This is a genomic window from Rhizobium skierniewicense Ch11 (genome assembly GCF_023757665.1).
Lineage (GTDB): Bacteria > Pseudomonadota > Alphaproteobacteria > Rhizobiales > Rhizobiaceae > Agrobacterium > Agrobacterium skierniewicense.
Genome location: NZ_RXPG01000021.1, coordinates 371119 through 383331, shown reverse-complemented (window position 1 = coordinate 383331; position 12213 = coordinate 371119). Strand labels below are relative to the sequence as shown.

The 12213-nt window shown below is 56.6% G+C and carries 10 protein-coding genes; 6 read left to right on the top strand and 4 right to left on the bottom strand.

Translation table 11 applies throughout. The features are described 5' to 3' along the window. Window position 1 precedes the first annotated feature (1 nt). The 3 genes from xdhB to EKM04_RS16010 are packed head-to-tail and all read right to left on the bottom strand — an operon-like array spanning window position 2 to window position 4615. Window positions 2-2341, bottom strand: coding sequence for a xanthine dehydrogenase molybdopterin binding subunit (gene xdhB / locus EKM04_RS16020; protein WP_183895143.1), 2340 nt, complete (start codon window positions 2339-2341; stop codon window positions 2-4). Window positions 2342-2344: 3 nt separating this feature from the next. Then, complete coding sequence (gene xdhA / locus EKM04_RS16015; RefSeq protein WP_183895145.1) at window positions 2345-3814, bottom strand: xanthine dehydrogenase small subunit; 1470 nt, start codon at window positions 3812-3814, stop codon at window positions 2345-2347. Between the two features lie 24 nt (window positions 3815-3838). Next, entirely contained in the window at window positions 3839-4615 is a 777-nt protein-coding gene (locus EKM04_RS16010) for a 3-hydroxybutyrate dehydrogenase (RefSeq protein WP_183895147.1), read from the bottom strand. A 159-nt stretch (window positions 4616-4774) separates the two neighbouring features. Here EKM04_RS16010 and glpK point away from each other — a divergent pair, with 159 nt between their 5' ends. The 5 genes from glpK (at window position 4775) to bacA (ending at window position 10274) form a co-directional block, all read left to right on the top strand. After that, a complete protein-coding gene (glpK, locus tag EKM04_RS16005; protein WP_183895149.1) occupies window positions 4775-6268 on the top strand; it encodes a glycerol kinase GlpK in 1494 nt (497 codons plus the stop codon). 67 nt (window positions 6269-6335) lie between these two features. Beyond that, complete coding sequence (locus EKM04_RS16000; RefSeq protein ID WP_183895151.1) at window positions 6336-6803, top strand: SRPBCC family protein; 468 nt, start codon at window positions 6336-6338, stop codon at window positions 6801-6803. Window positions 6804-6976: 173 nt separating this feature from the next. Further along, window positions 6977-8038 carry an LLM class flavin-dependent oxidoreductase gene (locus EKM04_RS15995; protein ID WP_183895153.1) on the top strand — a complete coding sequence of 354 codons (1062 nt, stop codon included), beginning with the start codon at window positions 6977-6979 and terminating at the stop codon, window positions 8036-8038. Window positions 8039-8057: 19 nt separating this feature from the next. Beyond that, a complete protein-coding gene (map, locus tag EKM04_RS15990) occupies window positions 8058-8810 on the top strand; it encodes a type I methionyl aminopeptidase (RefSeq protein WP_183895155.1) in 753 nt (250 codons plus the stop codon). A 186-nt stretch (window positions 8811-8996) separates the two neighbouring features. Continuing rightward, window positions 8997-10274 carry a bacteroid development protein BacA gene (bacA, locus tag EKM04_RS15985; RefSeq protein WP_183895157.1) on the top strand — a complete coding sequence of 426 codons (1278 nt, stop codon included), beginning with the start codon at window positions 8997-8999 and terminating at the stop codon, window positions 10272-10274. Window positions 10275-10330: 56 nt separating this feature from the next. Here bacA and EKM04_RS15980 read toward each other — a convergent pair whose 3' ends face one another. Then, window positions 10331-11311, bottom strand: a complete 981-nt coding sequence (locus EKM04_RS15980) for a polysaccharide deacetylase family protein (RefSeq protein WP_183895159.1) — start codon at window positions 11309-11311, stop codon at window positions 10331-10333. Between the two features lie 211 nt (window positions 11312-11522). Here EKM04_RS15980 and EKM04_RS15975 point away from each other — a divergent pair, with 211 nt between their 5' ends. After that, window positions 11523-12107, top strand: coding sequence for an NnrU family protein (locus EKM04_RS15975; RefSeq protein ID WP_174153698.1), 585 nt, complete (start codon window positions 11523-11525; stop codon window positions 12105-12107). The last annotated feature ends 106 nt before the right edge of the window (window positions 12108-12213 follow it).

Here is a 12213-nt window from a genome sequence, read left to right as displayed (position 1 = left end):
CTCACACCCTCTTCAACCGCTCCACCGCCATCAACACCCGCTCCGGCGTTGCTGGCGCGTCCAGCCGTGGGCAGACCTTATAGTCTGCAACGCTCGCCACCGCCATCGACAGCGCTTCGAGAACGGAGATGGCCAGCATGAAGGGCGGCTCGCCGACGGCTTTGGAGCGGCCGATAGTGGGTTCGGCGTTTTCGGCCCATTCCGCCAGTTTGACGTTGAAGATTTTCGGGCGGTCGGAGGCGAGCGGAATCTTGTAGGTAGAGGGAGCATGGGTCCGAAGACGACCCTTGGCGTCCCACCACAATTCCTCTGTCGTCAGCCAGCCCATGCCTTGCACGAAGGCACCTTCGATCTGGCCGATATCGATGGCCGGGTTCAGCGACTTGCCGACATCGTGAAGAATGTCGGTGCGCTCCATCATATATTCGCCGGTCAGCGTATCGATGGAGACTTCCGAGACCGCTGCACCATAGGCGAAGTAATAGAAGGGCGTGCCTTTGCCTGCGGCTCGGTCCCAATGGATTTTGGGTGTCTTGTAAAAGCCTGCTGCCGATAATTGAACGCGGGCAAAATATGCCTGCTTGATGAAGTCGTTAAAAGCGAGTTCTTCCGTCCCAACCCGAATGCGGTTTGGGAGAAATATGACGTCGCCTTCGCCCACATTCCATTTTTCCATCGCAAATTTGATCAGCCGTTCCTTGATTTGGCGCGCTGCGTCATAAGCGGCCATACCATTCAGATCTGTGCCGGAGGACGCAGCCGTCGCGGATGTATTCGGCACCTTGCCCGTTGTGGTCGCAGTGATCTTGACCCTGTCGATATCCACCTGAAAAGCATCTGCGACGACCTGAGCGACCTTGGTGTAGAGGCCTTGGCCCATCTCGGTGCCGCCATGGTTCAGGTGGATCGAGCCATCATTGTAGACGTGGACCAGCGCACCCGCCTGATTGAAGGCTGTCATGGTGAAGGAGATGCCGAACTTTACGGGTGTCAGCGCAATGCCTTTGCGGATGATCGGGCTGGTCTCGTTGAAATCGATGATCGCCTGTCGCCGTGCCTGATAGTCGCTGGAGGTTTCCAGTTCTTCCACGACACGGGCGACGATGTTGTCTTCGACTTCCTGATGATAAGGGGTGGTCGTTCGCCCAGACGCCTGCTGGCCGTAGAAGTTGAGCTTGCGGATTTCCAGCGGGTCTTTGCCCACCGCATAGGCGATTTCCTCGATGAAGCGTTCTGCACCCAGCATGCCCTGGGGGCCGCCGAAGCCGCGGAAGGCGGTGTTGGAAACCGTATGCGTTTTCAAAGGCTTGGATTGTAGTTTTACGTGCGGATAGAAATAGCTGGAATCCGCATGGAAAAGCGCGCGGTCCGTGACCGGCCCTGACAGGTCTGAAGAGAAGCCGCAGCGGGCGGCATAGGTCGCGTCCACCGCGTGAATGCGGCCTTCTTCATCGAAACCCAGTTCGTAATCGACTCGGAAGTCGTGCCGCTTGCCGGTGGCGGTCATGTCCTCATCGCGGTCGGGACGCATTTTGACGGCGCGGTTCAGTCTCTTGGCGGCGATGGCGCAGAGTGCTGCAAACTGGTTGCCCTGCGTCTCCTTGCCGCCGAATCCGCCTCCCATGCGCCGCACCTGCACGGTGACGGCGTTGGATGGCACCTGCAGAATATGACTGACAATGTGCTGGATTTCGCTGGGATGCTGGGTGGAACTCCACACCGTTACTTCATCGTCTTCACCGGGTACGGCCATCGCGATGTGGCCTTCCAGATAGAAATGCTCCTGTCCACCGATACGCATCGTTCCGGTCAGTCGACGCGGTGCGACGTCCATCTCCAGTTCGGCTTCGCCACGCTGCAAAACCATGCCGGGTGTCACCAGCGGCTCACCGTTTTCCATGGCGCCGTCTATGTCGCTCCAGTGCGATAAATCATTGTAGGTGATTTTCGCCTTGCGCGCTGCCTTGCGGGCGATGTCGCGGGTTTCGGCAAAGACGGCAAAGATCGGCTGGCCGTGAAATTGCACTAGTTTTTCAGTCAGCAACGGCTCATCGTGACGTCCGCCGGACGAGACATCGTTCTCGCCGGGCACATCCTTGCCCGTCATCACCCAAAGGACGCCGGGCGTAGCTGCCACCTCGGAGAGATCCATGGAGACGATTTCGGCATGGGCGCGGTCTGCCATGCCGATGGCGCCATGGATCATGCCCGCTGGTTCGGGAATATCATCGATATATTCGGCACTTCCCGTGACATGCTTGTGCGCTGAATCATGTCGGAGCGATCCATGCATCTTGCCATCAATGACGGTTTTGGTGCGTTCGAACGTGTTGGTGTCCATGGCTCAGGCCTCCGCCAGCTCGAAGCGCTGCAATTCCTGGCGCTCGCCGGATGTTTCTAGGAAAAACCGCGTCAGCAGGTTCTTCGCCGTCAGTGTTCGATACTCTGCCGTCGCGCGCCAGTCCGTCAGCGGTTTGAAATCCTCATCGATCGCTTCACGCGCCGCCTCTATGGTTTCCATGTTCCAAGGCTTGCCCCGCAGCACGTCCTCCAGCTTTGCCGCCCGCTTCGGCGTTGCCGCCATGCCGCCAAAGGCGACACGGATCTCTTCAACTGCGCCTGCGGGGTCAAGCTTCAGATGATAGGCCGCACACAGTGCCGAGATATCCTCGTCGCGGCGCTTGGAAATTTTGTAGATCGCATAATGTGCATCCGGCGCCGGGATGGGCACGAAAATTTTCTCCACGAATTCGCCGGCGAAACGGTCCTGCTTGCCATAGTCGATGAAGTATTTTTCGAGCGGTATCGTCCTGCTACCAGACGAGGATCGCAGGGTGAGTGTCGCGTCCAGCGCAATCAGGGCAGGCGGTGTGTCGCCGATAGGAGAGCCGTTGGCGATGTTGCCGCCGATCGTTCCCATGTTGCGCACCTGCTGGCCGCCGATACGGTCGATCAGGCGGGCGAAGGGCGGAATATGCTTTGCCAGAACGGTGAAGGCATGGGCGTAAGTGACGCCAGAGCCTATCGAAATTCCGCCATTCTCGATCTGGATGGATTGCAGCTCGCTCAAGTGATTGATGAAGATGACAGGAGTCAGGGACCGCATCTGCTTCGTCACCCACAGGCCGACATCGGTCGAACCCGCCACGATGGTTGCTTTGGGTTCGGCAGAATAGGCGCTCGCAAATTCTGTGAGGTTTGAGGGAATGATCGCGCGACAGTCCCCCTTGCTGACCGTTATCGTCTCGTTCATCGGGATGGCCCAGAGGCGGGACATGATGCTGGACCGGTCCCGCTCTATCGGATCGAACAGCGTGCTGGGCCTGGCTGCCGTCACGCTTTCGGCGGCGCGAATGATCGGCTCATAGCCGGTGCAGCGACAGAGATTGCCCTGCAAGGCTTTCTCGATGTCTGCGCGCGATGGCTTGTCGCTGGTCAGCCAGAGGCCATAAAGCGACATGACGAAGCCGGGCGTGCAAAAGCCGCATTGTGAGCCGTGGTAATCCACCATTGCTTGTTGTACGGGGTGCAGAACGCCATCCCTGCCAGCCAGATGCTCGATGGTCACGATGTGGGTGCCGTGCAGGGAACCCATGAAGCGAATGCAGGCATTGACGGTTTCATAGCGCAACGATCCGTCCATCAGCCGTCCGACCAGCACTGTGCATGCGCCGCAGTCGCCTTCGGCGCAGCCTTCCTTTGTGCCAGTCAGTCTTTTTTGCAGCCTCAGATAATCGAGCAGCGTCTCCGTCGGGCCAAAATCCCGGATGGAAACGGTCTCGTTATTGAGGATGAAGCTGATTGCGTCTTTCATGCCATGCCTTCGTATGCGTTCTATTTATTGGGCGGTCCAGCCGCCATCGATGGATATGTGCGTACCGGTTATCTGCTTGGCTGCATCGCTGGCCAGGAAAATCGCGGTTGCGGCGATATCCGCCGCTTTGACGAACTCCTTGGTCGCTTGCAGTCGCAACAGAACATCGTTCTTGACCTCGTCTTCGCTGATGCCGCGTGCCTTGGCCGTGTCGGGTATCTGCTTTTCCAAGAGGGATGTCAGGACATAGCCTGGGCAGATGGCGTTGACGGTGATGCCTGTCTCCGCAAGTTCCAGCGCTGCGGATTTCGTCAGGCCGATGATACCATGTTTTGCCGCCACATAGGCAGATTTATAAGGTGACGCGACAAGACCATGGGCTGAGGCAATATTGATGATGCGGCCTTTTCCGGCCGCCTTCATCAGCGGAATGACCGCGTGCATGGTGTGGAAGGAACTGGTCAGATTGATGGCGATGATCTGGTTCCATTTCTCCGTCGGAAACTCCTCTAACGGCGCGACGTGCTGGACGCCGGCGTTGTTGATGAGGATGTCCACGGAGCCGAGCTTCTCATTTGCCGTCTTTATCAGATCGGCAATTTCATCCGGCTTGGTCATGTCGGCCGGGTGGTAGAGGACACGGGTACCGCTCTCGGCCTCCATGAGAAGGCGGGTGTCTTCAATCTCATGCTCCAGGCCAAAGCCGTTCAGCATGATGTTGCAGCCATCATTGGCGAAGGCGCGCGCTATGGCCAGACCAATGCCACTGGTTGAGCCTGTTACAATTACGGTCCGATGCATGCGTTCCCCTTTTTATCCAACGTTGCAACGATTTACATCAGGTTATGCTTAAAGCGGGGGAGCTGGCAATCGGATTTCACATGAGGATGCACAGACCGTGGCTTGACATTGGGGGCTGCGCATATTGTGTTGCGCCACATTGATTTCCGGGAGGCATGCATGGGCGGTTATATCCTCGCCATCGACCAAGGTACGACATCCACACGCGCCATCGTTTTCGATGGCGCCATGCAGGTGGCTGGAACGGGGCAAAAGGAGTTTCGGCAGATATTCCCTGATTCAGGCTGGGTGGAACATGACCCGGAAGAAATCTGGGAAAGCGTTGTCTGGTCGATCAAACAGGCGCTCGAAAAAGCCAATCTGAAAGCCTCCGACATTGCCGCTATCGGTATCACCAATCAGCGCGAAACCACGCTGCTGTGGGAGCGAGACACCGGAAAACCATTGCACAACGCCATCGTCTGGCAGGATCGGCGGACAGCAAAGCTGTGCGAAAAGCTGAAAAAAGAAGGGCACGAGAAGGTTTTCGTCAAGAAAACCGGCCTGCTGCTGGATCCATATTTCTCCGGCACCAAGCTGTCGTGGTTGCTGTCCAAGGTCAAGGGCGCGCGCAAACGGGCGGAAAAGGGTGAGCTTTGCTTCGGCACTGTCGACACCTTCCTCATCTGGCGGCTAACCGGCGGAAAATCCTTCGTGACGGATGCCACCAACGCGTCACGCACGCTGATGTTCAACATCGAGAAGAATGTGTGGGACAAGCAACTTCTCGACATTCTCGATGTGCCACCCTCCGTTTTGCCAGAGGTCCTGGATTGTGCTGCCGAATTCGGCGTGGCGGATGAAGAGCTCTTCGGTGCGCCCATCCCCATCCTCGGCGTTGCGGGCGACCAGCATGCCGCCGTTATCGGTCAGGCGTGTTTCGAACCCGGCATGCTGAAATCCACCTATGGCACCGGCTGCTTTGCTCTTCTCAACACGGGTAAGGATATGGTTCGATCCAAGAACCGACTGTTGACGACCATTGCTTATCGTCTGGATGGCAAAACGACCTATGCGCTGGAAGGCTCGATCTTCGTGGCCGGCGCTGCCGTGCAATGGCTGCGCGACGGGTTGAAGGTTATCGGCTCGGCATCGGAAACCGGTGTACTTGCCGATCAGGCCGATCCCTCGCAAGATGTGTATCTGGTTCCGGCCTTTGTTGGTCTTGGTGCACCCTGGTGGGATGCCGACGCTCGTGGCGCGATGTTTGGGTTGACGCGCGGAACCGGTCCTGCCGAATTTGCGCGCGCCGCCCTCGAAGCCGTCTGCTATCAGACTGGCGATCTCCTGGATGCCATGCACAAGGACTGGAAGAACGCCAATGGCGACACGGTCTTGCGTGTGGATGGCGGCATGGTTGCGTCAGACTGGACGATGCAGCGTTTGTCCGACCTGATCGATGCGCCTGTGGACCGACCGGTTATTCTGGAAACAACGGCACTTGGCGCCGCATGGCTCGCGGGCAGCAAAGCGGGCGTATGGCCTGACATAAAGGCGTTTTCGGACGCCTGGTCACGGGACAGGCGCTTCGAGCCGCAGATGGAGGACGAAACCCGCGAACGTAAGATCAAGGGGTGGCGCAATGCCGTTCGGCGCACGCTCAGCCAGGGTTGATCATCTCAATTATAGTTATTGCTAAAATGCGCTATGGTGTCCGCGTTTCAAGGGATAGGGACAGCGGATGTCAAATACATCACAGCATGAATTGTCATTGAGCCGCATTATCAAAGCACCGGCAGAGCGGGTTTTTCAGGCATGGACGGACCCGGACTTGCTCGTTCAATGGTGGGCACCGGTGCCGTACCGCACGTCGCAGGCCGTGATAGACCTGCGCCCAGGCGGCGCCTTCAACACCACCATGCATGCGCCGACGGGAGAGGTGTATGATAATTTCGGTGTTTTTCTGGATGTCGTCACCAACCAGCGGCTGATCTTTACCGATGCGTTTCGCGAGGGTTGGGTGCCTGGAGACCGTCCCTTCATGACGGGCCACATCACATTCCAGGATGCCGGTAGCGGCACGACCAAATACACGGCGCGCGCACTGCACTGGACAGCGGAAGACAAGAAAACGCATGAAGATATGGGTTTCAACGAAGGTTGGAACGCTGCCGCCGATCAAATGGAAGCCCTGTTGCAGCGCTCGTAAAATCCATCAGGTCGCTACGCATTGAAATCAACCGTTGTCGCCAAACGGTTGATTTCTGATTCTCTTTCGAGGTTGCGCATAGCGGTTTTATCGAACGGTCCGTTCCAGATTTTAGATTTGCCTCTGGGTTTTTCTGACCCTATCTCTCAACAAACATCATTGAGGAATATCGCATGGAGCTGGGGCTTTACACATTTGCGGATGTCGATCCGAACGCCGTTGACGGCAAAGGTGCGGAAGGTGCGCGCCGGTTGAAAGACCTTCTGGAGGAAATCGAGCTCGCCGATCAGGTGGGGCTGGATGTCTTCGGTCTTGGCGAACATCACCGCCCGGATTACGCGATTTCCTCACCGTCCACGGTCTTGGCCGCTGCTGCTGTTAAAACCAAAAACATCAGGCTGACCAGCGCCGTTTCCGTGCTGAGTTCCGATGATCCGATCCGCGTCTTTCAGCAATTTGCGACCGTCGATCTTCTGTCCAATGGTCGCGCCGAAATCATGGCAGGTCGTGGCTCCTTCATCGAGTCCTATCCTTTGTTCGGCTATAATCTTGAGGACTACGACGAACTGTTCAGCGAAAAACTGGATCTGCTTCTGGCGCTTCGGGAAAAAGAAATCGTCACATGGTCTGGCACCAAGCACCCGCCCATCCACGGACGTGGCGTTTATCCGCGGCCTTTGCAGGAGCACCTGCCGGTCTGGATCGCCGTTGGCGGCACACCACAATCGGTTGCGCGGGCAGGGGCGATGGGCTTGCCCGTTGCTCTGGCGATCATCGGTGGCGAATACAGGCGTTATGCGCCGCTGTTCGATCTTTACCGCGAAGCCGCGCGGCGCGCAGGACAGGATGCCGCGAAACAGAAAACCAGCATCAACGTGCATGGCTTCATCGCCGATACGACCGACAAGGCTGCTGACCAGTTCTACGGTCCGCAGGCCGAGGTTATGAACCGCATCGGTCGCGAGCGCGGCTGGGGGCCGACCAATCGAGGACAGTATGATGTGGCGCGTGGGCCAGAGGGCAATCTGTTTCTGGGTGAGCCTGAACTGGTGGCGGAAAAAATCATCAAGGCGCACGGCGTTTTCAAAAACGATCGGTTCCTGTTGCAGATGGCGATTGGCCTGATGCCACATCAGCAGATCATGCGCGGTATCGAGCTCTACGGCACCAAAGTCGCCCCGATCGTCAGAAAAGAATTGACTGGCAGAGCCGATAGCGCGAAAGCCACGGCCTGAAAAACACGACGGAACGATCATGGTTATTTCCACCGAAGAAGAACTTGCGAAGCTGAAAGATATCGGCCGCATTTGCGGATTGGCGATGCAGAGCATGGCCGATGCGATGGAGCCGGGCATGACGACGCTGGAAATGGATATGATCGGCCGCAAGGTTCTGGAAGACAATGGCGCTCAATCCGCACCGGAGTTCTGTTACCAGTTTCCCGGTGCCACCTGCATCAGCGTCAATGAAGAGGTGGCGCATGGCATTCCCGGCGCTCGCATCATCAAGGCGGGCGATCTCGTCAATATCGACGTATCAGCGGTGAAAGACGGATTTTTCGGCGATACCGGCTCCTCCTTTGCCGTGCCCCCCGTCAGACGAGACATCGAGCGACTGTGCCGCGACGGCAAGCGTGCCATGTGGACGGGCTTGCAGCAGATCAAATCTGGTCGTCCGCTGGCAGATATCGGCAACGCGATTGGAGCATTCGCCAAAAAAAATCGCTATACGCTGATTACCAACCTCGCCAGCCACGGTATTGGCCGTTCTCTCCACGAAGAGCCGACCGAACTGGCCACGTGGCCCGACAAGGATGAAACCCGCATCATGACCGAAGGCATGGTGTTTACAGTGGAGCCGTTCCTGTCCATGGGTGCCTATTGGGCGGAAGACGGCGACGACGATCCATGGACGCTGTTCAGCGATCCGAGCGCGCCGACCGTGCAGTTCGAGCATACCGTCGTCGCGACCAAAAACGGCCCGTTGATCCTCACGCTTTCCGAGTAATTTTCGGCGTTTGCAGGCTGGCGTTAAGTAAAGGCTTGGTCATGTATGGCGGCAAAATCGATGATCTGCCTTACATCTTCGTAAGTTAGCGCTTGCCGCATTGCTGTGCACAAAATTCTGGCCTAGTTTCCCGCCAAACTGCTTCGCCAATAATGGCTGACCTCCCAACTCGCGAGAGTTTGTACCGTGTTTCATTCCTTCTTCCCAAAACCCAAACTCTTCTTCACGTCCGCTGTGATCTGGTCTCTCCTCATGATCGGTCTTTGGTATGCGGGCGCTAGAGATTGGGGCAATTCCATCGGCCTACCTGCTTTGCCTGAGGGGCAGCAGCCCCCAACTGGCGTTTCCGTTTTCTGGTCCACGCCGTTTCTCTGGTTCTATCTCTACTACGCAGTTGCGGTCGGATTTTTCTCGGCTTTCTGGTTCGTCTACAGCCCGCACCGGTGGCAGAACTGGTCCATTCTGGGCTCTGCGTTGATCATTTTCACGACCTATTTTTCCGTTCAGGTCAGCGTCGCCATGAACGCGTGGTACGGCCCTTATTACGACCTTGTCCAGCAGGCATTAGCGAAGACGGCTCCGGTAACCGCTGAACAGCTCTATATGGGGCTTGTCGGTGTTAGCGGCATTCTGTTTTTCGCCATCACCATCGGTGTCCTCAATCTGTTTTTCGTCAGCCACTATATCTTCCGTTGGCGCACCGCGATGAACGAGTTCTACATGGCGAACTGGGATCGTCTGCGGCACATTGAAGGTGCGTCCCAGCGTGTTCAGGAAGACACGATGCGCTTTTCCAGTACGGTTGAGGGTCTGGGCGTCGGTCTGGTGAGGGCTATCATGACCCTCATTGCATTTCTGCCGGTCCTATTCACCTTTTCGGAAACGATCACCGAACTGCCTATCATTGGCGAGATACCTCACGCCTTGGTTTGGGCTGCCATTGTCTGGTCGCTGTTCGGTACGGGTTTTCTGGCGCTCGTCGGCATCAAGCTTCCAGGGCTTGAGTTCCGCAATCAGCGCGTCGAAGCCGCCTACCGGAAAGAACTGGTTTATGGCGAGGATCACGAAGATCGCGCTCGTCCTGCGACCGTTGCAGAACTCTTTTCAAACGTTCGAAAGAATTATTTCCGCCTGTATTTCCACTACATGTACTTTAACGTGGCGCGTATTTTTTATCTTCAGGCCGATAATCTCTACAGCCTCATTGTTCTCATCCCGTCTATCGCTGCCGGGAAGATTACGCTGGGTGTGTTCACGCAGATTGGAAATGTCTTCGATCAAGTGCGTGGCTCGTTCCAGTATCTGATCAATTCCTGGACGACGATTGTTGAGCTCCTATCCATCTACAAGCGTCTGAAAGCCTTCGAAGCGGCCATCGATGACAAGCCATTGCCAGAGATCGACCAGCACTACCTCAAGCGTGAGGCTGAGGATGGCGAGCTGGCGGCGAACAAGCCGACGTGAAGCAAAAAAGGGTGGCCCAGCGCCACCCTTTTTTTATTCGAGATTGAGATTGGGACCTATCCCTCAGACTTCTGCGCACGCCGCGCCTCGATCATCGGCATGGCCTGCGCGTAACTGATGCACGCCACATCGTCTTTCTTGCAGACCTCCCTCAGCAGCCGTTCAAAAGCGTTCCAATAGGCGCCGCCATTCATTTTCACGAAGTGAACGCCGAGTTGTAGAGGCACCCGTTCCCCGTCATACTGCTTATCGAAGGCAGCGCGGAAAGCGCGGTAGGCGCGTTCTTCGAACTCGGCTGATTTAGCCCGGTTTTCGATAGCCATGGAGTGGCGCACGAACAGATTGTAGTCCATGGCGATGATGGGTCTGTCATTGGGACCTTCTGGAATGAGCGGAAGACCGAAATGTTCGATGCCATCTTTCTGGATTGGCCATGCTGGTCCTTTGGTGATGCTGGTCGCGTCATAGACAAAACCATGTTTTTTCTGCGCTATCGTCAGGGCATCGCTTTGCGACAGATAGGGTGCCCGAAAGCCCTTGATGCCGTGGACGAGATCGCGCCAACCCGTGGGCTCCTCGTCTTTCTTGCCAATCATCTGCCAGGCGTTTTCCATCGTGCTGGTAAAAGCCGTGAACTCGGCGTCCCATTGTTCCGCTGTCCAGTTTCCACCATCGAAGTGACCACAGGTATGGTTGGCAATCTCGTGGCCTTCCTGCTTTGCAGCCCAGATGTTGCGTAAGCGTGTCCCCACCTCCTCGATGGATTGTCCGAAGCCGACATTGGATCGACCGGTTTGCTGGCCGGGTCCCCGATAGCTTTTGGCGCTGGTCTTGCGGTCCATCACCAAGGTGCAGGCAAGAAAATAGGTGAAATGTGCACCCACCTCCTTGGCCGTCGCGCGGCTTCGCTCCCACAGCGAATTGTCACCCGCGCCATCGAAGGAGACAATCACCAACTGTTTTGGTCGTTCTGTCGTTTGTGCAAGCGCCGGAATGGCCGCAGACAACGACAGGAGGAGTGTAAGAGTACGAACCATGAAGAACCATTTTTTGAAAAGAAGCATGGCCTTTTGAGATGGTAATAAGGCGAAGCTTTGATTTGGTTCGTAATTTCGGCGGTTTCAACATCAGGGCCACAGCGGCGGGCCACATCAGCGCAAATCGCCGTTGGGATTTGGCCCCGTTTGTTCTAAGCATGTGCAGACCGCACTTCATCTCGATCCTGCGCCATGCTTTAAGGGGCTTTCCATGCTGCTGCTTGTTTTTTCCATTCTGTTGCTTTTGGTCACGCATTCTCTGAGTGTCGTTGCACCTGATTTTCGCGCACGCATGGTTTCGCGTCTGGGTGAAGGGCCTTTTAAAGCTCTCTATTCCCTCGTCAGCATCGCTGCGCTGGCGCTGGTCGCCTATGCGTTCGGGCAGGCACGGCAGGTCACGGGTATTCTCTATTCTCCACCCGTCTGGACGAGCCATATCGCCATCACCTTGATGCTTTTTTCTATGATCTGTCTTGCCGCCAGCCTTTTGCCGGCTGGCCACATCGTTGCCAAGACCAAGCATCCGCTGGTGCTTGCGGTTAAGATTTGGGCGCTGTCGCACCTTCTGGCCAATGGAGAGACATCCTCCGTCATTCTCTTCGTTGCGGTTCTTGCGTGGGGCGTGATCATGCGCATTTCGCTCAAGCGGCGCGCGCGGGCTGGCGAAGTCGTGACCCGTCCCTTCGTTTCTGCGCGTTACGATATTCTGGCGGTGGTGCTGGGCATCGTGTTATGGGCCGCCTTCATCTGGAAGCTGCACGAATGGTTGATCGGCGTTCAGCCCCTTGCAATGTAAGAAAGTGACGTTTTCCCCTTACATATCAGGGAAAATAGGCTAGAAGGCCGTCCAATGATCGTGGTTGGCCTTTTGCATGCCACGGCAAAGCGCTTTGGCATGTCCG

Bases quoted from the DNA above. Each gene is read 5' to 3' on its own strand.
- xdhB (WP_183895143.1), bottom strand. From the start codon at position 2,341: ATGGACACCAACACGTTCGAACGCACCAAAACCGTCATTGATGGCAAG.
- xdhA (WP_183895145.1), bottom strand. From the start codon at position 3,814: ATGAAAGACGCAATCAGCTTCATCCTCAATAACGAGACCGTTTCCATC.
- EKM04_RS16010 (WP_183895147.1), bottom strand. From the start codon at position 4,615: ATGCATCGGACCGTAATTGTAACAGGCTCAACCAGTGGCATTGGTCTG.
- glpK (WP_183895149.1), top strand. From the start codon at position 4,775: ATGGGCGGTTATATCCTCGCCATCGACCAAGGTACGACATCCACACGC.
- EKM04_RS16000 (WP_183895151.1), top strand. From the start codon at position 6,336: ATGTCAAATACATCACAGCATGAATTGTCATTGAGCCGCATTATCAAA.
- EKM04_RS15995 (WP_183895153.1), top strand. From the start codon at position 6,977: ATGGAGCTGGGGCTTTACACATTTGCGGATGTCGATCCGAACGCCGTT.
- map (WP_183895155.1), top strand. From the start codon at position 8,058: ATGGTTATTTCCACCGAAGAAGAACTTGCGAAGCTGAAAGATATCGGC.
- EKM04_RS15980 (WP_183895159.1), bottom strand. From the start codon at position 11,311: ATGGTTCGTACTCTTACACTCCTCCTGTCGTTGTCTGCGGCCATTCCG.
- EKM04_RS15975 (WP_174153698.1), top strand. From the start codon at position 11,523: ATGCTGCTGCTTGTTTTTTCCATTCTGTTGCTTTTGGTCACGCATTCT.